At 56.6% G+C, this 19,380-nt stretch carries 24 protein-coding genes; 18 read left to right on the forward strand and 6 right to left on the reverse strand.

Annotated features, from left to right (window positions below):
• Positions 1-79: 79 nt before the first annotated feature.
• Positions 80-1,297: a trans-sulfuration enzyme family protein gene (locus FGU71_RS10785; RefSeq protein WP_142788572.1), complete on the forward strand. Its 1,218-nt coding sequence runs from the start codon at positions 80-82 to the stop codon at positions 1,295-1,297.
• 22 nt (positions 1,298-1,319) lie between these two features.
• Here the strand turns inward: FGU71_RS10785 and FGU71_RS10790 are convergent, their stop codons facing one another.
• The gene (locus FGU71_RS10790) at positions 1,320-1,541 is read right to left on the reverse strand and encodes a hypothetical protein (protein ID WP_142788573.1); all 222 of its coding nucleotides are present in this window, start codon (positions 1,539-1,541) and stop codon (positions 1,320-1,322) included.
• A gap of 121 nt (positions 1,542-1,662) precedes the next feature.
• On the opposite strand from FGU71_RS10790, the gene FGU71_RS10795 reads away from it, so the two are divergent.
• The 5 genes from FGU71_RS10795 to FGU71_RS10815 all read left to right on the forward strand — a co-directional run bounded on the left by FGU71_RS10795 (position 1,663) and on the right by FGU71_RS10815 (position 6,237).
• The gene (locus tag FGU71_RS10795) at positions 1,663-3,177 is read left to right on the forward strand and encodes a SulP family inorganic anion transporter (protein WP_142788574.1); all 1,515 of its coding nucleotides are present in this window, start codon (positions 1,663-1,665) and stop codon (positions 3,175-3,177) included.
• 242 nt (positions 3,178-3,419) lie between these two features.
• The gene (locus tag FGU71_RS10800) at positions 3,420-4,049 is read left to right on the forward strand and encodes a 2-hydroxychromene-2-carboxylate isomerase (protein ID WP_142788575.1); all 630 of its coding nucleotides are present in this window, start codon (positions 3,420-3,422) and stop codon (positions 4,047-4,049) included.
• A gap of 393 nt (positions 4,050-4,442) precedes the next feature.
• Positions 4,443-4,850 (forward strand): Co2+/Mg2+ efflux protein ApaG, encoded by a 408-nt coding sequence (apaG, locus tag FGU71_RS10805; RefSeq protein WP_142788576.1) that lies wholly within the window; start codon positions 4,443-4,445, stop codon positions 4,848-4,850.
• An 84-nt stretch (positions 4,851-4,934) separates the two neighbouring features.
• A complete protein-coding gene (locus FGU71_RS10810; RefSeq protein WP_185960277.1) occupies positions 4,935-5,738 on the forward strand; it encodes a LysR family transcriptional regulator in 804 nt (267 codons plus the stop codon).
• Positions 5,731-6,237, forward strand: a complete 507-nt coding sequence (locus tag FGU71_RS10815; protein ID WP_142788578.1) for a GNAT family N-acetyltransferase — start codon at positions 5,731-5,733, stop codon at positions 6,235-6,237. Before FGU71_RS10810 ends, FGU71_RS10815 begins: the two co-directional genes overlap by 8 nt.
• Here FGU71_RS10815 and FGU71_RS10820 read toward each other — a convergent pair.
• The 5 genes from FGU71_RS10820 to FGU71_RS10840 all read right to left on the reverse strand — a co-directional run bounded on the left by FGU71_RS10820 (position 6,202) and on the right by FGU71_RS10840 (position 9,636).
• On the reverse strand, positions 6,202-6,897 hold the full coding sequence (locus FGU71_RS10820) for a hypothetical protein (protein WP_142788579.1): 696 nt from the start codon (positions 6,895-6,897) through the stop codon (positions 6,202-6,204). The two genes, FGU71_RS10815 and FGU71_RS10820, sit on opposite strands and share 36 nt — an antisense overlap.
• 346 nt (positions 6,898-7,243) lie before the next feature.
• Positions 7,244-7,459 (reverse strand): hypothetical protein, encoded by a 216-nt coding sequence (locus FGU71_RS10825; protein WP_142788580.1) that lies wholly within the window; start codon positions 7,457-7,459, stop codon positions 7,244-7,246.
• A 623-nt stretch (positions 7,460-8,082) separates the two neighbouring features.
• Positions 8,083-8,613 carry a hypothetical protein gene (locus FGU71_RS10830; RefSeq protein ID WP_142788581.1) on the reverse strand — a complete coding sequence of 177 codons (531 nt, stop codon included), beginning with the start codon at positions 8,611-8,613 and terminating at the stop codon, positions 8,083-8,085.
• Positions 8,549-9,223, reverse strand: coding sequence for a hypothetical protein (locus FGU71_RS10835; RefSeq protein ID WP_142788582.1), 675 nt, complete (start codon positions 9,221-9,223; stop codon positions 8,549-8,551). The genes FGU71_RS10830 and FGU71_RS10835 overlap by 65 nt, the downstream gene beginning before the upstream one ends.
• Positions 9,220-9,636 (reverse strand): hypothetical protein, encoded by a 417-nt coding sequence (locus FGU71_RS10840; protein WP_142788583.1) that lies wholly within the window; start codon positions 9,634-9,636, stop codon positions 9,220-9,222. The genes FGU71_RS10835 and FGU71_RS10840 overlap by 4 nt, the downstream gene beginning before the upstream one ends.
• Before the next feature lie 419 nt (positions 9,637-10,055).
• Between FGU71_RS10840 and rpsL the strand changes: the two genes are divergently transcribed.
• The 12 genes from rpsL (at position 10,056) to rpsC (ending at position 19,360) form a co-directional block, all read left to right on the forward strand.
• A complete protein-coding gene (gene rpsL, locus FGU71_RS10845) occupies positions 10,056-10,427 on the forward strand; it encodes a 30S ribosomal protein S12 (protein WP_067108793.1) in 372 nt (123 codons plus the stop codon).
• 151 nt (positions 10,428-10,578) lie between these two features.
• On the forward strand, positions 10,579-11,049 hold the full coding sequence (gene rpsG, locus FGU71_RS10850; protein ID WP_142788584.1) for a 30S ribosomal protein S7: 471 nt from the start codon (positions 10,579-10,581) through the stop codon (positions 11,047-11,049).
• Between the two features lie 116 nt (positions 11,050-11,165).
• Entirely contained in the window at positions 11,166-13,259 is a 2,094-nt protein-coding gene (fusA, locus tag FGU71_RS10855) for an elongation factor G (RefSeq protein ID WP_142788585.1), read from the forward strand.
• Positions 13,260-13,351: 92 nt separating this feature from the next.
• Positions 13,352-14,527 (forward strand): elongation factor Tu, encoded by a 1,176-nt coding sequence (gene tuf / locus FGU71_RS10860; protein ID WP_142788586.1) that lies wholly within the window; start codon positions 13,352-13,354, stop codon positions 14,525-14,527.
• A gap of 312 nt (positions 14,528-14,839) precedes the next feature.
• Positions 14,840-15,151 (forward strand): 30S ribosomal protein S10, encoded by a 312-nt coding sequence (gene rpsJ / locus FGU71_RS10865; protein WP_061924928.1) that lies wholly within the window; start codon positions 14,840-14,842, stop codon positions 15,149-15,151.
• A 282-nt stretch (positions 15,152-15,433) separates the two neighbouring features.
• The gene (rplC, locus tag FGU71_RS10870; protein ID WP_142789101.1) at positions 15,434-16,219 is read left to right on the forward strand and encodes a 50S ribosomal protein L3; all 786 of its coding nucleotides are present in this window, start codon (positions 15,434-15,436) and stop codon (positions 16,217-16,219) included.
• Positions 16,220-16,222: 3 nt separating this feature from the next.
• Positions 16,223-16,846 (forward strand): 50S ribosomal protein L4, encoded by a 624-nt coding sequence (rplD, locus tag FGU71_RS10875; protein ID WP_142788587.1) that lies wholly within the window; start codon positions 16,223-16,225, stop codon positions 16,844-16,846.
• Complete coding sequence (locus FGU71_RS10880) at positions 16,839-17,147, forward strand: 50S ribosomal protein L23 (protein ID WP_142788588.1); 309 nt, start codon at positions 16,839-16,841, stop codon at positions 17,145-17,147. Before rplD ends, FGU71_RS10880 begins: the two co-directional genes overlap by 8 nt.
• Before the next feature lie 14 nt (positions 17,148-17,161).
• Positions 17,162-17,998 (forward strand): 50S ribosomal protein L2, encoded by an 837-nt coding sequence (rplB, locus tag FGU71_RS10885; protein WP_142788589.1) that lies wholly within the window; start codon positions 17,162-17,164, stop codon positions 17,996-17,998.
• Between the two features lie 6 nt (positions 17,999-18,004).
• Complete coding sequence (rpsS, locus tag FGU71_RS10890) at positions 18,005-18,280, forward strand: 30S ribosomal protein S19 (protein ID WP_142788590.1); 276 nt, start codon at positions 18,005-18,007, stop codon at positions 18,278-18,280.
• Positions 18,280-18,663: a 50S ribosomal protein L22 gene (gene rplV, locus FGU71_RS10895; RefSeq protein ID WP_142788591.1), complete on the forward strand. Its 384-nt coding sequence runs from the start codon at positions 18,280-18,282 to the stop codon at positions 18,661-18,663. Before rpsS ends, rplV begins: the two co-directional genes overlap by 1 nt.
• Position 18,664: 1 nt before the next feature.
• Positions 18,665-19,360, forward strand: coding sequence for a 30S ribosomal protein S3 (rpsC, locus tag FGU71_RS10900; RefSeq protein WP_142788592.1), 696 nt, complete (start codon positions 18,665-18,667; stop codon positions 19,358-19,360).
• Positions 19,361-19,380: the final 20 nt, after the last annotated feature.

Below are 19,380 nucleotides of genomic sequence, written 5' to 3' on the forward strand. Positions count from 1 at the left end.
CACAAACCGCCAGCGATAATATACGCAGCACGTGAGGGATTACTTGCGAGCGACCTCTTGCCAAACTAAGCCTGCGGCCATGAAAAAGACGACCGGAATGGACCGCGCGATCACGCGCAACTGGCGCGCTGCGACACAGGCGGTACGCGGCGGTACTTGGCGCAGCGAACATGGCGAAACCAGCGAGGCGATGTTCCTCACCTCTGGTTATTCCTATGATGACGCGCAGACCGTGGCGGACAGGTTCGCCGGCGAAGCGCAAGGCATGACCTATTCGCGCTTGCAAAACCCGACCGTGGCGATGCTCGAAGAACGCATCGCGCTGCTCGAAGGGGCAGAGGCCTGCCGCGCTCAGGCCACCGGCATGGCGGCGATGACAGCGGCGCTTTTGTGCCAGCTTTCTGCGGGCGATCACTGCGTTGCCGCGCGCGCCGCGTTCGGATCGTGTCGCTGGTTGGTGGACAATCTGCTGCCGCGTTTCGGGATCCAGACAACGGTGATCGACAGCGCCGATAATGCCGCCTGGGAAGCTGCAATTCAGCCGAACACCAAAGTTTTCTTCTTTGAAACGCCTGCGAACCCGACGCTCGATATCGTCGATCTCAAACATGTTTGCGATCTGGCGAGGGCGCACGGGATCACGACCGTCGTCGATAATGCGTTTGCTTCACCCGCGTTGCAGCGCCCGATGGAATTCGGCGCGGATGTCATCGCCTACAGCGCGACCAAGCTGATGGATGGTCAGGGCCGCGTGCTTGCCGGAGCGATTTGCAGCAGCGAGGAATGGATCACCGAAACATTGATGCCGTTCCAACGCAACACCGGCCCCACCCTCAGCGCGTTCAACGCATGGGTTGTTCACAAGGGACTCGAAACGCTTTCGATGCGGGCTCACCATCAAAGCCTCAGCGCGGTTGCTTTGGGCGAATTTCTGGAGCCGCGCATTGTCGCAGCGGGCGGCGAAATGCGCCATCCCGGCCTGCCAAGCCACCCGCGCCATGCGCTTGCAAACGCGCAGATGGACGCGACCGGTCCGATCTTCGCGCTCGATGTCGGCTCGCGCGCGCGCGCATTCGCCATGCTTGATGCTCTGGAGTTGGTCGATATTTCGAACAATATCGGGGATACCCGCAGCCTGATGTGCCACCCGGCCAGCACCACACACGCCGGCCTAGACGAAGCTGCGCGCGCTGAAATGGGCGTGACCGAAGGGCTGCTGCGGATCAATGTCGGGCTGGAAGATATTGCCGATATCACCGAAGATATGGACCGGGCGATGAAGGCGGCGGGGATTTAAAGTGTGAACGTTTTTGGCCCGATCAGAGTCTTTTACAGATCAGGCTGGAATGAATGGAGTCATACGATCCCAGCGTCCAGCCCGATCCGAGACTGTGAAAACTTCGTGACCATTCGATCGTCGCATTCGCCGCGCCTACACATGCCGACACGAGCATGGGCAATGCAGACAATGCGATCACGCGCTTTAGAATTGCACTTACTCCGAGGCCGTTGGCTTGCGGGATGGGGATTATCACGGTCATGATACTCAGCCAAATGCGGTCGGATGTTGTGCATTGCAGCATAATTGCCTAGGGCGCTGCGAACCCATTCCGGCGGCCTCACCGCTCAGCGCCGCACCGGCGCACAATCTGGAAACGCATTATGACCCAAGCCGCCACTTTCGCGGAAACCTTTAAGCGTGATTGGACTGCGCAGCCGCGCGCAGACATTCTCGCAGGCATCGTGGTTGCGCTTGCGCTGATCCCTGAAGCCATCGGTTTCGCCCTGATCGCGGGCGTCGATCCCAGCGTCGGGCTGTATGCGTCGGTCGTGATTGCAATGGTCATCGCGCTGACCGGCGGACGGCCCGGCATGATTTCTGCCGCGACTGCCGCCGTTGCGGTCGTCGTGATCCCGCTGGTTCGCGACCACGGCGTCGAATACCTGTTCGCCGCGACCATTTTGATGGGTATTTTTCAGGGGATCGCCGCGGTCCTGCGGCTCGACCTGTTGATGCAATTCGTCAGCCGCAGCGTCATCACCGGCTTTGTTAATGCGCTCGCCATCCTCATTTTCATGGCCCAAATTCCGCAGCTTAACCCCTGGGAAGACGGCGTTACGTGGTACACGTATGCCATGGTGGCGATTGGGCTCGGCATCATTTATCTGCTGCCGCGCCTGACCAAAGCCGTGCCAAGCCCGCTTGTCGCCATCGTCTTGTTAACAGCGGCGGCCGTGTTCTGGGGGCTTCCGGTAAACAATGTCGCGGGCGAGGGCGAACTGCCCGATGGCCTGCCATTCTTTGCCATTCCCGATGTTCCGTTCACGCTCGAAACGCTAAAGATTATCGCGCCATATTCATTGACGATGGCCGCCGTTGGTTTGCTGGAAAGCCTGCTTACCGCGCAAATCGTGGACGATATGACCCACACCGACAGCAACAAACAACGCGAAAGCGGCGGTCAGGGTGTGGCCAATATCGCGGCGGCATTCTTTGGCGGTATGGGCGGCTGTGCGATGATCGGTCAGTCTGTGATCAATGTCGCATCAGGCGGGCGAGGGCGGCTATCCACCTTCACTGCGGGCGCATTTTTGCTGTTCCTGCTGACCGTGCTCGGCCCGTATGTTGGTCAGGTTCCGATGCCTGCATTGGTGGCGGTGATGATCATGGTTTCGATCGGCACATTCAGCTGGAATTCTATACCCAATCTGCGCCGTCACCCGCCGAGCAGCTCGGTTGTGATGGTTGCCACGGTCGTGGTTGTTGTGTGGACGCATGACCTTGCGCTCGGCGTATTGGTCGGTGTGCTGCTGTCCGGCATTTTCTTCGCCGGTAAAGTCCGCAACATGTTCACTGTCGAACGCATCCGCCGCCCGCATAGCGCGGTGTATGTGGTGACCGGAGAGATATTCTTTGCCAGCGGCGACAAGTTCATGAAAATGCTTGGCCCGGAAAGCAAATATGAAGACGCTGCGCACAATGTTGTGATTGACGTGTCCAAAGCGCATTTCTGGGATATCTCGGCAATCGGCGCGCTTGAAAAAGTGGTTGATCGGATGCGCCGCAATGGCCGCCATACGCGGATCGTTGGCCTTAATCAGGCCAGCGCCGATCTGTTTGACAAGTTCGCTTTGGAAGATCGCACCGGTCTGGAAACGGGCCTCGCGCCGCATTGATTTTGTCGTATTCTGGGGATTTTAGCGTATTCCGGGAATTTTGGCGTATGCCGGCCAAATTGCGATCTAGGTCGTGATCCCGCGCGCGATTCAGCGCGGGATTAAGCGCGCGATCCAGCGTCGGATTTCCTAAACCCTGATCACTTGCGGGCGAGCGATCCCGCGTGCGATGCGCCCCGCCGGAGGCACTTGTCAGTGCGGATTGAGTGTGCGATTCGATCTTGAAAGAGGGAGAATATCTCATGGCCAACCGCGTGGAGCTCGTTTTCGATTTCGTCAGTCCCAATGCATATTTGATCTGGACGCCGCTGCGCGATTTGCTGCGCCGCACAGGTGCAGAACTGGACGTTGTGCCGGTCTTTCTGGCTGGTATGCACAAGCTGACCGGCAACGCTCCGCCATTTGTGCGCGATGCCGAAGTTAAGGGCAAAAACGATTATGCGATGCTGGAGTTGCAACGCTTCATCGACAGGCACAATCTCGACAAGTTCAGGATGCACCCAAAGTTTCCCTTCAACTCAATAACGCTGCAACGCATGTTGACCGCAGCGGATCAGGATGGACGCGGCGTTCAATTCGTTGAAACAATGCTGCCTGCCATTTGGGAAGAGGGCGTCGATATCACCGATCCTGATGCATTGGCCGAGGCGGTCAACGCAGGCGGGTTTGATGCCGCCGATCTGTTTGCCCGGTCGCAAACCGATGAAGTAAAAGCCGCGCTCGCCGCCAACACCGATGCCGTGGTCGCCCGCGGCGCATTCGGAATCCCGACGATGTTTGTCGGCAATGCCGGATCAGCGCCCGATACGTTCCAGATGTTTTTCGGCAAGGAACGGCTGGATCAGATCGAAGACGAACTTCGCAAGGGATAAGGCAGGTCAGCTGGCACGCCCCCATCCGCGTGCATATTCTCTGGCGATAAGGGAGCGATCACTTCGTCTGTGAGGAAAGGCGCCGCTGTGGATCATGCCTGCTGGGCCAATGATACAGCGTTCCGGATTGGCCGCGTCGCTTTCTCCTGTGACCCGTGCGGCCAAAATCCCGATTAAAATTCCTGTTCAGATGTAGCCCGTATCGGAACCACACCATCCGGTGCCGGGCTCCTCAATCGGGACGGGGTTGGTCCGAATTGGCATCCGATCGATCTGTTCGCACCTGCGAAGTGATGCTCATTTGCATAATCTTGGCCGGAATCCGGAACGCACAGTTGATTACGGGCATTGTCCTCTTGCGAGCACGAAACGAATCGCTAACTTGGAAATCCTATGAAAGAGCTGTTCCAACACGCTGCTGTAACCGACGGTGTCACCGTCCGGGTTGCTGTGAACTTCCTGCCAGAGCAATCCCATCCGGAGGCTGGCAAGTGGTTCTGGGTGTATCACATCCGTATCGAAAATGGCTCGCATGAGCCGTTGCAGCTGCGCACGCGCCATTGGCGCATTACCGATGGCCGCGGTATGGTGAACCATGTCGATGGCGAAGGTATCGTGGGTAAACAGCCTATGCTTCAGCCGGGCGAGAGCCACGATTATGTCTCGGGCTGTCCGCTGACAACGCAGCACGGTTCGATGGAAGGGTTCTATACCTTTGTGCGGACCGATGGCTCTCCGCTGGAAATCCGTATTCCGTTTTTTCCGCTGGCTGCGCCAGAAACCGCAGAAGGCCGTTCGTAACCGGCATAGCCATGCGTTATGGCGGCGCTTTATCGCCGCCGGATCATCTTGCGATTGGAAGGTTGCAGGCTTAAGCGATTTTCCGTGAAACGCACTCATCTCCCTTTGAACGCCCTGCGCGTCTATGACGCAGCGGCCCGGCATTTGTCCTTTACCCGCGCCGCAGACGAGCTTGCCGTGACGCCGGCCGCCGTAGGTCAGCAAATCCGCGCGCTCGAAGATCATCTGGGCACCGTGCTGTTTCGCCGCACTAGCAAAGGGTTGGAGCTGACGCCTGAAGGCGAAGCGGGGCTCGATGCCTTACGCGAAGGATTCTTGCGGTTTGAGGAAAGCGTCGCCGCGATGCAGGCGGGGCAGGCTTCCGACCGGTACACAATTGCCGCCCCGCGCGATTTTTATGCGGAATGGCTGGCCCCGCGTCTCGCCGTGTTTCAGGCAGATACGCCCAAGGATAGCGCAGGTGTGCTTTACAGCTTCGTCGCCGATGAAAACGCCGATTTTACCGAAGCCAACCTCGACCTTGCGATCCGTCTGGTGGATGGGCCGGGGGATCTGGAGGGCGTGCAGCTCGCACCGGCAGAACGCGTTACCGTCGCCGCGCCGACACACCGTGATGCGTGGATTGACTGGCCCGGTGCAGCTCTGCCGGATGGGGTAAAGCCGTGCATAAAGGCGGGCAGCGCGGGTCAGGCTTTGTCGAGCGCGCTGGCGGGCATGGGGCGCACCGTTCTGCCAATGCCGCTGGTCGCAGGCGCGCTGAAATCGGGCGCGCTGGAGGCGTCTGGCGAACCGCAAGAGAGCCTGCGGGCCTATTGGCTCCTCGCGCCGACCCCGCAATGGCGCAGCAAAAAAGTAAAAGCGCTGGTGGAGTTCCTGACCCGTGGTTGAGGCCGCTGCGCTGACCACCCGGCGTTTCACCTTGCGCCCGCTTGAGCGTGCCGATGCCGCCGCGCTGTACCCGACGCTGTCGGACCCGTCGCAGTGCACCTATCTTTCCCGTGAGGCTTTTGCGAGCGAGGAAGAGCTGTGGGCGTGGCTCGCCGATCCTGAATGGCCGGGCAGCACATGGATCGCGGTGGATGAGCGCGGCGCGGTCGCTGGCCGGTTTGTCGCGATGCCCGCGCATGAAGAGCGCGTGCTCGAAATCGGCTATATCACCTGCGCGGACCGGCAGAGGCAGGGCGTGGCCAGCGAATGTATGGCGGCGCTCATCGCGCACCTGTTCGAAAACGACGCGCGCAAGCTGACTGCGGTGGTCGATTGCGAAAACATCGCCTCTGCGCGGGTCATGGACACACTCGGCTTTACCCGAGAAGCGCATTTCCGCGAGCATGAGACCACACACGAAGGCCTACGCGATGTCTGGGTCTACGGGCGGATCGCCTAACACCCGCGCCTTGGCTTCGTTCAGGGCCTGCTCCCGCTCCCATTCACGGCGCCAGCGCTCTTTCAGCTCGTGGAAGAATTTGAGGTTCGCCTCGTGGCTTTCGGGAGACGCGCGCCTGTCCGCTTCCTCGGCCTGCCATTCGGCGCGCAGGCGGGCTTTGAGAGCCTCGTAATCGGGATGGCCGGGGACAAGGCCGCCGTTGCCGTACCGGTCACGCATACGGCCGCGCAGGAAAAACATCACCAGCGCATCATTATGCCGCACTTCGGTGCCGAGTATCTTGCCGGCGGAGACGACCATGCGCTGCTCGCCTTCGATAGCGCGGGCAAGGGCGCCTGCCTCCAACCGCGAAACCCCGCGATCAATCGCCGCATCCCACGCCGCGCGAAAGCCATCGCTGCCGCCGCGCTGGCGCAGTTTGTAAAGCGCCTCCACGCTTTTGCCGATGTGTCGGGCCGCGGCGGTGACGATGCCTGTGGTGGCAAGGTGGGCGATAAATGCGCGCTGAAGATCAGGCGTGATGGAGTTGCGACGCGGCGCGGTGTGCGGGACCGGCGCGAAGGAGAGCAGCGGATCGTCAGGCGCAGGCGGATCGGCGGTGTAGGCGGCGGCGGAGGTGGCCTGGCGGGGAGTGGCGCGGGTGGGGGTGAGGTTGGGCATAACCTGACGGGAATATGCACATTTTCGCGAGGTAGGAAAATGCGGTGAGGTTTTGTGTTTTTGTTTCCGCACGCCGTCCGGCGCGCGATTTCCTCGGCCCTATCGGGCCTGCGGGCGGGCGGTCGCCCTTGCGGGCCTGCGGCCCGTGCTCCGCGACCAAGCCATCTGCGTAGCGCCAAGTGCCGGGGCGCTAGGCCGATGGCTTGGAATGGTGCGAGCCGCAGGCGAGCCAGCGCGCGACCGCGCGCCGCCGCTTATGCGGCGAAGCCAAGGCGGGCGGATGCCCGCCGCCCGGCGTTTGAGGGCGAAAACAAAAAATCCTCCTCTCAACCAAGCTCTACCCCTCTCAATCCGCGCCCCGCACCCCCAGCAAAACCCGCTCATTATGCGCGTGTTGCTCAAGCTGTTCGGGCGTAGCGGGAATGCGATTGCCTATGCGGCCCGCCTGCACATGGGCGAGCCATTGGTCGGCGTGGGTAAGGGCGAAGAAATCAAACGGCGCAGGCGGTGCCCAAGCCATGGGCGGCGGCACAGCGCGGCGGGCTTTTGGAGGAGTGGTCATGGGGCGGTCCTTTTGTGGGGAGCAAGGACCGGATGATTAAGCAGGTTTTAGGAGAGTAGGAAAATGCATTTGGATTGGAGTGGCGCGAGCGACCAGCGAGCCAGCGGGCGACCGCCCGCCGCCGCTTATGCGGCGAAGCCAAGCAGCGCGGATGCGCTGCGCCCGGCGCTTGAGGGCGTAACAAAAGACTCTTCTCGGTTTCGCGCGGAGAGTTTGGCTTGGTCGGTACATGACTGCGGCAGGTGCTGGCCTTGAGGGCATGACCAAGAGGAGAGGTTTTGAGTTTTTGCGTTGCGCTCGCCCATCCGGGCGAGCGTCCTCGGGGCTATTCCTTCCGCTTCGCTACAGGGCCCCTGCGAGCGGGCGGTCGCCCTTGCGGCGGCTGCGCCGCCGGACCAGCGCTAACGGGCTTGCTAGCACCAAAAGTCTTGGTGCGAGGATGATGGCTTGGAATGATGCGAGGAACCACCCGACACGCTGAAAGAATTGTCGCAGCCAAGCTACATGTTGTTTCGGCAAAGCGTAAGTGCACTGACATTGGTGGAGAGTCAGAAACCAATGATAAACAGAATTTGAGCCCGGATCATTTCAGCCCCTAAGTCATATTTGTAACTGCTGGGCTTTTACGCTGAAATACCGTACGTTTTGGTGATTGTGCGGCAAAGCAAATCACCTGCTAGCTCAGAGGCCAGAGTTCCTTCATCGGAACCCGCAAATGGGAGGCCAGAGATTATGGCGTGAGCATCATTAGCGAAACCGGGATCAGGTTTCTTACCCAAATCGCACAAAGGATCAAAATCGGTTCCTTGAGTTGGCGCTGCCAAAACATCTAAGACCGCTTCGACTATAGTGCCGATTTCTCGAACGCCATCGCATGGAAGCCGAGCAAAGAGGCCTGTTTTGGCCAAGTTCAGATTGGAGCCGATTACCGTGCGGACGCATTCGATATCGGTGTCATCGTCAACTGAATAATAATTTGCTCTAGTGACCGAGACACCATCCACATCCTTTGGTTTTCGTTCGAATGCTGAGCCGTTTACTATCCCTGCGTCAGTATCAGATGGCCTGACGTAGCGGAGAATCTCGCCGTTAATCGACAACGATGCTTCGATATTGGTTGTGCCAGTGGGTTCTGCTTCGCCAAGTTTCGTCAAATCTGCCGCCCTCTATTAGCCCTTCTATCGTTGTTAAGTCGTGTTTTCCAACAACCTGATTAGGACGGAGGCCTTCTCCATCGAGAATCACGAACTGCGCCTGTTCGTTTCCTAAGAATTGCAAACCAATTTGCTTGGAGGCTAGCTTCCAAAGCGCTCGCACATTTCCATTCTTTAGTAGAAAAAGGCCTGGTCGTTTGAGCCGACGAGAAACGATGAATGACTCGCAGTCGTGAGCAGAAGCTTCTGAAAAATCAGCTCTTTCAACATTAGCGTATTCTCTCAAACTCGAAAGGCGGTTTGAAATTGCACGCATAAGTGCAGTGATTTCTGAGTCGACCTTTTCTGGTCGAAAAATATCTTGCATGTTGATTGCGCTTGTTAGTGTTCGCGCTGTACGGTGGATATCAGTTCTGGCATCGATCACGATACCTTCATAATACCGTGAACTCGTTTCAGTTTGGGTCCAAAATAAATCAACATTTTTTCTTCCCTTTGGGTCAAGGGATGTAATATTTGACCAGTCTCGAAATCTTTCTTCAGCCTTAGGGTTAGTATGGGGCCGAATTTCGGAAGAATTTCCAATCATTACTAATGAATTCTCGGTCATTCGGCAGTAGCCTTTCCAGCTCCGCTTGCATTTTCGATCATGTCGTCAATCGACTTCTTGAATCCGTCGATATTTAGGCGTTCAGCTTGAATATTCGAATGTAAAATATTCATTGCTAGATTGATGGAGGTCGCTGCAGAGATACGAACTTTCCCAATCTCAACAAGGTTCAACTTCATGGTGAACTCACCGTCGAGATTTACGAATGCTGAGTCAGGCTCCGGTAGCATTTCAGTGGGGGAGCGCTCGTGAATAAGTAGGCTTAATTCGACGTCCGGCCCGCGATCAATTACCAGAACGCTATCTGCTGCCATACGTGCAAATGTGGCCTCCCTTGAGATCGGGACGGGTAGAGCCTCGGTCTCTTTCGTACTCCGCTCCGCTAAAACTTTTTCATCGGTTTGATCTGGCATGATCTACAAGTACCCTTTCAAATATGAATGACAACATAATGTAGTTACAGTGAATGTCACTAGATACCTTGACCCCCACCACCGACTCCCCTAAGCGCTCCTCATCAGACAGCAGGCTCAAACCCGCTGTCTGACAATAGAGCTGAACATTGCCGGCCTTGTCCCGCAGGTCTTGTGACTTCCGATCCGTCGGAAAAGCAGGGCCTTTTCTATTGGGGTGATCTTGTCAAACAAGCATCACTTTGCGTGGCATCCGTCAAAGTAACCCGGTGGCCGAAGGGCTGCGAAATGGGTGGAGCGTTTCAGCTTGTGCGAAGTCTCGCGGGACCGGAAATGTCCGGTGCGGCGCGGATGCACAAGCTTCCCTTCACACAGTTTGCAACCTTGGTGTCGCCATTCATAACGGTGAAGAGTAACTTATGCCGACTATTAACCAGCTGGTCCGCAAGGGCCGCACCCCGCAGAAGGCCAAGTCCAAGGTCCCTGCGATGGAAGCCAACCCGCAGAAACGCGGCGTTTGCACCCGTGTCTACACCACGACACCGAAAAAGCCGAACTCCGCTCTGCGTAAGGTTGCCAAAGTGCGCCTGACGAACCAGCGCGAAGTCATCTCCTACATTCCGGGCGAAGGCCACAACCTGCAGGAGCACTCCGTTGTGCTTATCCGCGGCGGCCGTGTTCGCGACCTTCCCGGCGTTCGTTACCATGTCCTTCGCGGCGTGCTCGATACGCAAGGGGTCAAGGATCGCAAGCAGTCCCGCTCGAAGTACGGCGCCAAGCGTCCGAAATAAGGTTTAGGCGCTGATCTGGACCGTTCCCCCACCCGGCTACCCCTGCGAAGGTGGAGTTTGGGTGGCCGGCCAAAATGTCGGGAATACGGAGCGGGCCGGAGCAGCAGGGCGTTCACGGATGTGAACGACCACTCCGAAGGAGTTAAGAAATATGTCACGTCGTCGTAGACCCGAAAAGCGGGTAATCCTTCCTGATCCCAAGTTTGGTGATCAGGTTCTTTCGAAGTTCATGAACAACCTGATGCTTGACGGTAAGAAAGCCGTTGCAGAAGGCATCGTGTACAGCGCGCTGGAAACCGTGGAAACCAAAGCGAAGACCGATCCGGTTCAGCTGTTCCATGATGCGCTCAGCAATGTTGCTCCGCAGGTCGAAGTGCGCAGCCGCCGTGTTGGTGGTGCCACGTATCAGGTGCCGGTCGAGGTTCGCCCAGAGCGTGCCCAGGCGCTGGCGATCCGTTGGTTGATTTCGGCGGCTCGTGGTCGTCCGGAAACCACCATGAGCGCGCGCCTTTCGGGCGAGCTGATGGATGCTTCGAACAATCGCGGCAATGCTGTGAAGAAACGCGAAGACACGCACCGCATGGCGGATGCGAACCGCGCGTTCTCGCACTACCGCTGGTAAGATTTGTGATTTTGGCGGGGGATACGTCTCTCGCCAAGTCTTTTGGACGTCACAATCGTCACTATATGGGGGCCATCCGCTAAGGGCGGCCCCTACCAGACGCTAAGGAAACGAATATGGCCCGCGAGTATCCGCTGGAGCGTTATCGCAATATCGGCATCATGGCTCACATTGATGCCGGGAAAACTACAACTACCGAACGTATTCTCTATTACACCGGTAAATCCTACAAAATCGGCGAAGTGCACGATGGTGCCGCGACGATGGACTGGATGGAACAGGAGCAGGAGCGCGGGATCACGATCACGTCTGCTGCAACGACCACTTTCTGGCAAAACGAAGATGGCAAGGGCGAAAAGCACCGCATCAACATCATCGACACGCCCGGCCACGTGGACTTCACCATCGAAGTCGAACGTTCGCTGCGCGTACTCGATGGCGCGGTCGCCGTGTTTGACGGCGTTGCCGGCGTTGAGCCGCAGTCCGAAACCGTATGGCGCCAAGCCGACAAGTACGGCGTCCCACGCATGTGTTTCATCAACAAACTGGACCGCACCGGCGCAGACTTTTATTACTGCGTACAGTCGATCATTGATCGCCTTGGTGCAAACCCACTTGTACTTTATCTCCCGATTGGTGCGGAAAGCGACCTCCAAGGCGTTGTCGATCTCGTAAACAATCGCGGGATCGTCTGGGAAAATGACGGTTTGGGTGCGGAATTCAATTATGTCGATATTCCGGCCGACCTTGCCGACAAGGCGGCTGAGTATCGCGAGCAGTTGATTGAGACTGTTGTCGAGCAAGACGACGATATCATGGAATCTTACCTCGAAGGTGAAATTCCTGATGCCGCGACCCTTAAGAAGCTTATCCGTAAGGGTACAATGAACCGCGATTTCGTTCCGGTTCTGTGTGGTTCGGCCTTTAAGAATAAAGGTGTTCAGCCTCTTCTTGATGCCGTGGTCGATTACATGCCGTCACCGCTTGACGTTCCTGCTATTAAGGGTGTGAAACCGGACAGTGACGAGGAAGACGATCGTCCATCGGATGATGGCGCCCCGTTCTCGGCGTTGGCGTTTAAGATCATGAACGATCCGTTCGTGGGCTCGCTTACTTTTACCCGTATCTATTCTGGTCAACTGTCAAAGGGTTCGGTTCTGAACTCGGTGAAAGACAAAAAGGAAAAGATTGGGCGCATGTTGTTGATGCACTCGAACAATCGCGAGGACATTGAAGAAGCCTTCGCTGGCGACATCGTCGCTATTGCCGGGCTTAAAGAAACAACGACGGGTGATACTTTGTGTGATCCTTCGAATCCGATCATTCTTGAGCGGATGGAATTCCCTGAGCCGGTTATCGAGCTGTCGGTTGAGCCGAAGACCAAAGCTGACCAAGAAAAGATGGGCGTCGCGCTCAATCGTCTGGCTGCAGAAGACCCTTCGTTCCGCGTTACCACCGATCACGAATCGGGCCAAACGATCATCAAGGGAATGGGCGAGCTTCACCTCGACATTCTGGTTGACCGTATGAAGCGCGAATTCAAAGTCGAAGCGAATGTCGGTGCGCCGCAGGTTGCGTATCGTGAATCGCTGGGCCGCGAAGTTGAAGTGACATACACCCACAAGAAACAGTCTGGTGGTTCAGGTCAATTCGGTGAAGCCAAGGTCGTTGTTTCGCCAGGCGAGCGCGGCCAAGGCGTCATTTTCGAAGACGAGATCAAAGGCGGTAACATTCCGCGTGAATACATCCCGTCGGTTGAAAAAGGCATGCGTGAACAGGCCGAGAGTGGATATTTGGTCGGCTTCCCGATCATCGATTTCACAATCCGCCTGATTGACGGAAAGTATCACGATGTTGACTCAAGCACGGTTGCGTTTGAGATCACCGGTCGCGGTGCAATGCGCGAAGCGGCACAGAAGGCCGGGATCAAGCTGCTTGAGCCGGTGATGAAGGTTGAAGTCGTGACGCCTGAGGATTATTTGGGTGACGTGATTGGCGATCTGAACAAACGCCGTGGTCAGGTCCAGGGTCAAGACTCGCGTGGCAATGCCATGGCGGTTGAGGCAATGGTCCCGCTCGCAAACATGTTTGGTTACGTAAACGAGCTGCGTTCCTTCTCTCAAGGGCGCGCTCAGTACACCATGCAGTTCAGCCACTACGACGAAGTGCCTTCGGCTGTGGCGCAAGAGGTTAAGGAGAAACTTGCCTAACAAGGCAAGTCAGTCTAGGGGCGGCGCCTGATTCAGCGGGCGCCGCCTTTCTCCCGCAGGGATTTCAATTTCAGAACGAGGTTATTTGAAAAATGGCGAAGGAAAAATTTGAGCGGAACAAGCCGCACTGCAACATTGGCACCATCGGTCACGTTGACCATGGTAAGACCACGTTGACTGCGGCGATCACCAAAGTCATGGGCTCGGCCGTTGACTTTGCGAACATCGACAAAGCTCCAGAAGAGCGCGAGCGTGGTATCACCATTTCTACCGCTCACGTTGAATACGAAACCGACGCACGTCACTATGCGCACGTCGATTGCCCGGGTCACGCCGACTACGTGAAAAACATGATCACTGGTGCTGCCCAGATGGACGGCGCTATCTTGGTTGTGAACGCTGCTGACGGACCAATGCCACAGACTCGCGAGCACATCCTGCTTGCCCGTCAGGTCGGCGTTCCACAGCTGGTCGTTTACATGAACAAGGTTGATCAGGTTGACGACGAAGAGCTACTCGAACTCGTTGAACTCGAAGTTCGCGAACTTCTCAGCGCTTATGACTTTGACGGCGACAACATTCCAATCGTTAAGGGTTCGGCTCTGGCCGCTCTCGAAGGTCGTGATCCTGAAATCGGTGAAAACTCGATCAAGGAACTGATGGACGCTGTCGACAGCTACATCCCGCAGCCTGATCGTCCGGTCGACAAAGACTTCCTGATGCCGATTGAAGACGTGTTCTCGATTTCGGGTCGTGGTACTGTTGTAACCGGCCGTGTTGAAACCGGCATTGTCAATGTTGGCGACGAATGCGAAATCGTTGGTATCAAAGACACCACCAAGACGACTGTTACCGGCGTTGAAATGTTCCGTAAGCTGCTGGACTCCGGTCAGGCTGGCGACAACATCGGCGCGCTGATCCGCGGCGTTGGACGTGAAGACGTTGAGCGTGGTCAGGTTCTGGCGAAACCAGGTTCGGTTAACCCGCACACCGAGTTTAGCGCAGAAGTCTATGTTCTGTCGAAAGACGAGGGTGGCCGTCACACGCCGTTCTTCGCGAACTACCGTCCGCAGTTCTACTTCCGCACCACCGACGTGACCGGTGAAGTGATCCTCCCAGAGGGCACCGAAATGGTCATGCCAGGCGACAACGTAACCATCAACGTCAAGCTGATCGCACCGATCGCTATGGACGAAGGCCTGCGTTTCGCGATCCGTGAAGGCGGTCGTACCGTTGGATCGGGCGTGGTTTCGAAGATCACTGCCTAATCGATAATTCCTTCGGGAATACACGAAATTCGGGGCCCGGTTCTCATATGAGAGCCGGGCCTCAATTTATGTAAGCTCCCTTTTGTGCTTTGGCAGGGAAGGGCGCTTTTGGAATTGCCTAAAAATCATGGCCATTCGGGGTTGCAAGAATCCCCGTCTGTTCGTATAGGCCGGTCCAAGCCAACGGGGATTCGTTTCCGTTGCAACGAAATTCATGGGGCCTCCCGTCCGGGAAACCGGGGAAACAGGGCGGGCCTTTTATTTTTGGGAGCGGTAAAACGTTCCTTGGCTCTTTCGCATCGGTAGTAGGTAATGGAAGCACAGAATATCCGTATTCGCCTTAAGGCGTTCGACCATCGCGTTCTTGATCAGGCAACTGGTGAGATTGCTGAGACAGCACGTCGTACGGGTGCTCTTATTCGTGGCCCCATTCCTATGCCGACGCGTATCGAGAAGTTCACCGTGAACCGCGGCCCGCACATCGACAAGAAGTCGCGCGAGCAGTTTGAGGTGCGCACATACAAGCGTCTGCTCGACATCGTGCAGCCGAACGCCCAAACAGTCGACGCGCTGATGAAGCTCGATCTGGCTGCTGGCGTTAATGTTGAGATCAAACTGGCTTAAGTCAGAGATTGGTTCGTCTTTCGGAAGAGACGTTAAAACTGCCGAAGATTTTGGGGCTCCAATGGCCCCGCTGATCTCAACGGATTGGCAGGACATCTGGATACCGCCGGTTTTAACCGGGCTGCGTCCTCCGTCTCGCTAAAACAGCTTTCCGCTGTGGCGGCATAAGCCCGGACGGGGCGCAGCATAAAAAATTGGGCCATGGCAGCATTCGGTTGCCAGATTTGGTTTCACGCACCTTGGGGATGGTCCCTTGGGTGCCTCTGTAAGGAGTACACGACGATGCGCACAGGCGTGATCGCAAAGAAGGTAGGGATGACCCGCCTCTTCCAAGAGGACGGCCGGCACGTGCCGGTAACCGTTCTTGCATTGGAAGATTGTCAGGTTGTCTCGCACCGCACCGCAGAAACGGACGGCTACTTCGCTGTTCAACTCGGTGCAGGCGAAGCAAAACAAAAGAACGTGGCAAAGCCGCAGCGCGAACATTTCGGCAAAGCCGGTGTCGGGCTAAAGAAGCGCGTTGCTGAATTCCGTGTCGAAAGCGAAGAGGGTCTTCCTCCTGTAGGTGCGCTGATTAGTGCAGCTCACTTCGTTGCTGGCCAAAAAGTCGACATCACTGGCCACACTCAGGGTAAAGGCTTTGCCGGCGCCATGAAGCGTTGGGGTTTCGGCGGTCTGCGTGCAACACACGGTGTGTCACTCTCTCACCGTTCACACGGTTCTACGGGTAACCGTCAGGATCCTGGTCGCGTGTTCAAGGGTAAAAAGATGGCTGGTCACATGGGTGACCGTCAGCGTACCCAAATGAACCTCGAAGTCGTTCGCACAGATGCGGATCGCGGTCTTATCTTTGTAAAGGGTTCTGTCCCTGGTTCGAAGAATGGCTGGCTGCTCGTTCGTGATGCAATCAAGCTTGCTGCTGCTGATGACCTGCCGTTTCCGGCAGCGATTATCGATACCGCAGCACCGCAAGTTGAAGCTGCAACGCCTGTTCCCGAAGCTGAAGCTCCTGTAGCTGAAGCGCCGGTGAGCGATGAAAATACCTCTAATGAAAATGGGGAGGGCTGATCCATGAAGGTGAAGGTCCAAAAAATCGACGGTAAAGCGTCGGGCGACATCGAACTGAATGACGCTGTGTTTGGCGTAGAGCCACGCGCGGACATTCTGCACCGTGTTGTAACCTGGCAGCTTGAAAACCGGCGTGCCACTGCGCGTCCTACGCGTGAGCGTTCCGACGTTGCCCGTACCGGTAAAAAGTTCGGTGCACAGAAGGGTTCTGGCGGCGCTCGTCACGGTGCTCGCTCTGCTCCGATCTTTATCGGTGGTGGTAAAGCGCACGGTGCTCGTAAGCGTGACTTCAACCAGTCGCTGAACAAGAAAATTCGCGCGCTCGGCCTGAAGATGGCGCTTTCTACCAAGGCGAAGGACGGTCTTGTTGTCGTCGATAGCCTTGCGCTGAAAGAAGCCAAGACACAGGCGCTTAAAGCTCACTTCGACAAGCACGGTTTTGCTGGCAAGGTCTTGGTGATTGATGGCGCAAGTGTTGATGCTGGTTTCAAGAAGGCTGCTGGCAACCTTCCGGGTATCAATGTCATCCCGGCAGCTGGCGCGAACGTCTATGACATTCTCAATCACGATACGCTGATCCTTACGAAGGAAGCGGTTGAAAAGCTGGAGGCGCGCTTCAATGGCTAAAAAGCAAGACATCGATGCGCGTCACTACGACGTGATTCTCGCTCCGCACATCACCGAAAAGTCGACTATGGCTTCGGAGAGCAATGCGGTTGTTTTCAAGGTAGCGAATGATGCAACCAAGCCGCAGATCAAAGAAGCGGTTGAGGCGATCTACGAAAAGAAGGTCGTCGCGGTGAACACCATTCTTACCAAAGGGAAAACGAAGCGCTGGAAGGGTAAACCTTACAAGCGTTCCGATTTCAAAAAGGCAGTCGTTCGCCTCGCTGATGGCGATATGATCGACTTCACCAGCGGTATCTGAGGGCGTATAGAACAATGGCACTCAAGAGTTACAAACCGACAAGCCCCGCACGTCGCGGTCTTATCCTGATCGACAAAACCGGCCTCCACAAAGGTGGCCCGGTCAAATCGCTCACTGAAGGCAAGCGCAAGACCGGTGGTCGGAACAACAAAGGTCACGTGACCTCGCGCGGTATCGCGGGCGGTCACAAGCAGAAGTATCGCTTTATCGACTTCAAACGTCGTAAATGGGATGTGCCTGCAACCGTAGAGCGGATCGAATATGATCCTAACCGCACGGCTTTCATCGCGCTTTTGAAGTACGAAGATGGCGAGCAGACATATATCATTTGCCCGCAGCGTCTGGCTGTTGGTGACACGGTTGTTGCTGGCGAGAAAACTGACACGAAGCCCGGCAACGCCATGCTTCTGGGTCAGATGCCCGTCGGTACAATTTGTCACAACGTGGAGATGAAGCCTGGCAAAGGTGGTCAAATCGCACGCAGCGCGGGCACTTATGTCCAGCTTGTCGGTCGTGACCGCGGCATGGTCATTGTGCGCCTTAACTCTGGCGAACAGCGGTACCTGCGTTCTGATTGCATGGGTACGGTTGGTGCGGTTTCTAACCCTGACAACCAGAACCAGAATTTCGGCAAAGCTGGCCGCACCCGTTGGAAGGGCCGTCGCCCTCTGACACGCGGTGTTGCAAAGAACCCGGTCGATCACCCGCACGGTGGTGGTGAAGGCCGGACCAGCGGTGGCCGTCATCCGGTGACTCCATGGGGCAAGCCTACCAAGGGTGCCCGTACTCGTAAGAATAAGCAGACGGACAAGATGATCATCCGTTCGCGCCACGCGAAGAAGAAGAGGTAATCCGACATGGCACGTTCCGTCTGGAAAGGTCCGTTTGTCGAGCTCAGCCTGCTGAAGAAGGCAGAGGACGCACAGGAAGCCGGCAATTCAAAGCCGATCAAAACCTGGTCGCGTCGCTCTACTATTCTCCCGCAGTTCGTGGGGCTCACGTTCAATGTCTATAATGGACATAAATTCATCCCCGTCTCGGTTTCGGAAGAAATGGTCGGCCACAAACTTGGTGAATTCGCGCCTACGCGCAGTTTCCCAGGTCACGCTGCTGACAAGAAGGGCAAGCGCTAATGGGCAAGGCAAAATCTCCACGCCGCGTAGCGGACAATGAGGCTTTGGCTGTGGGCACAACCATCCGTGGTTCTGCACAAAAGTTGAACCTTGTTGCCCAGCTGATCCGTGGCAAGAAAGCCGAAGAGGCTCTCAACATTCTTTCGTTCTCGAAAAAGTCGATGGCGCGTGATGCAAGCAAAGTGCTCGCATCGGCTATCGCCAATGCTGAGAACAACCACAATCTGGATGTCGATGCTCTGGTCGTTGCGGAAGCATCGGTTGGTAAATCGATTACCATGAAGCGGTTCCACACACGCGGTCGCGGTAAGTCGACCCGAATTCTCAAGCCGTTCAGCAAGCTGCGTATCGTAGTGCGCGAACAGGAAGAAGAAGAGGCGTAAGATGGGTCAGAAGAGTAATCCGATCGGTCTGCGTCTGCAGATCAACCGCACCTGGGATAGCCGCTGGTACGCTGAAGGGCGCAACTATGCTGGTCTTCTCGCCGAGGATATCAAGATCCGTAAGTACATCTTTGAAACACTGCCACAGGCGGCGATTTCAAAGGTTGTGATCGAGCGTCCGGCAAAGCTGTGCCGTATTTCGATCTACGCGGCTCGTCCTGGTGTCATCATCGGCAAGAAGGGGGCAGACATTGAAAAACTGCGTCTGAAACTTGCATCGATGACTGACAGCGAAGTGAAGCTGAATATTGTCGAGATCCGCAAGCCGGAAATCGATGCCAAGCTCGTCGCTCAGGGTATCGCAGATCAGCTCGTTCGTCGTGTGGCTTTCCGCCGCGCCATGAAGCGGGCTATGCAATCGGCCATGCGTCTCGGCGCGGAAGGCATTAAGATTGTCTGCGGCGGCCGTCTCGGCGGTGCTGAAATCGCACGTGTTGAGCAGTATCGTGAGGGCCGCGTGCCGCTTCACACACTGCGCGCAAACATCGACTATGCTGAAACCGAAGCGCTGACTGCCTATGGCATCATCGGGATCAAGGTTTGGGTCTTCAAGGGTGAAATTCTCGCTCATGATCCAACCGCTCAAGATCGTTTGATGATGGAATCGCAGACTTCCGGCGTTCGGCCGGCTCGCTGATTGCAGGATTAGGAAAAAGC

Origin of the sequence: Erythrobacter insulae (assembly GCF_007004095.1) — a bacterium.
Lineage (GTDB): Bacteria > Pseudomonadota > Alphaproteobacteria > Sphingomonadales > Sphingomonadaceae > Erythrobacter > Erythrobacter insulae.

Coding starts and splice junctions, on each gene's coding strand:
- FGU71_RS10785 (WP_142788572.1), top strand. CDS start 80: ATGAAAAAGACGACCGGAATGGACCGCGCGATCACGCGCAACTGGCGC.
- FGU71_RS10790 (WP_142788573.1), bottom strand. CDS start 1,541: ATGACCGTGATAATCCCCATCCCGCAAGCCAACGGCCTCGGAGTAAGT.
- FGU71_RS10795 (WP_142788574.1), top strand. CDS start 1,663: ATGACCCAAGCCGCCACTTTCGCGGAAACCTTTAAGCGTGATTGGACT.
- FGU71_RS10800 (WP_142788575.1), top strand. CDS start 3,420: ATGGCCAACCGCGTGGAGCTCGTTTTCGATTTCGTCAGTCCCAATGCA.
- apaG (WP_142788576.1), top strand. CDS start 4,443: ATGAAAGAGCTGTTCCAACACGCTGCTGTAACCGACGGTGTCACCGTC.
- FGU71_RS10820 (WP_142788579.1), bottom strand. CDS start 6,897: ATGCCCAACCTCACCCCCACCCGCGCCACTCCCCGCCAGGCCACCTCC.
- FGU71_RS10825 (WP_142788580.1), bottom strand. CDS start 7,459: ATGACCACTCCTCCAAAAGCCCGCCGCGCTGTGCCGCCGCCCATGGCT.
- FGU71_RS10835 (WP_142788582.1), bottom strand. CDS start 9,223: ATGACCGAGAATTCATTAGTAATGATTGGAAATTCTTCCGAAATTCGG.
- FGU71_RS10840 (WP_142788583.1), bottom strand. CDS start 9,636: ATGCCAGATCAAACCGATGAAAAAGTTTTAGCGGAGCGGAGTACGAAA.
- rpsL (WP_067108793.1), top strand. CDS start 10,056: ATGCCGACTATTAACCAGCTGGTCCGCAAGGGCCGCACCCCGCAGAAG.
- rpsG (WP_142788584.1), top strand. CDS start 10,579: ATGTCACGTCGTCGTAGACCCGAAAAGCGGGTAATCCTTCCTGATCCC.
- fusA (WP_142788585.1), top strand. CDS start 11,166: ATGGCCCGCGAGTATCCGCTGGAGCGTTATCGCAATATCGGCATCATG.
- tuf (WP_142788586.1), top strand. CDS start 13,352: ATGGCGAAGGAAAAATTTGAGCGGAACAAGCCGCACTGCAACATTGGC.
- rpsJ (WP_061924928.1), top strand. CDS start 14,840: ATGGAAGCACAGAATATCCGTATTCGCCTTAAGGCGTTCGACCATCGC.
- rplC (WP_142789101.1), top strand. CDS start 15,434: ATGCGCACAGGCGTGATCGCAAAGAAGGTAGGGATGACCCGCCTCTTC.
- rplD (WP_142788587.1), top strand. CDS start 16,223: ATGAAGGTGAAGGTCCAAAAAATCGACGGTAAAGCGTCGGGCGACATC.
- FGU71_RS10880 (WP_142788588.1), top strand. CDS start 16,839: ATGGCTAAAAAGCAAGACATCGATGCGCGTCACTACGACGTGATTCTC.
- rplB (WP_142788589.1), top strand. CDS start 17,162: ATGGCACTCAAGAGTTACAAACCGACAAGCCCCGCACGTCGCGGTCTT.
- rpsS (WP_142788590.1), top strand. CDS start 18,005: ATGGCACGTTCCGTCTGGAAAGGTCCGTTTGTCGAGCTCAGCCTGCTG.
- rplV (WP_142788591.1), top strand. CDS start 18,280: ATGGGCAAGGCAAAATCTCCACGCCGCGTAGCGGACAATGAGGCTTTG.
- rpsC (WP_142788592.1), top strand. CDS start 18,665: ATGGGTCAGAAGAGTAATCCGATCGGTCTGCGTCTGCAGATCAACCGC.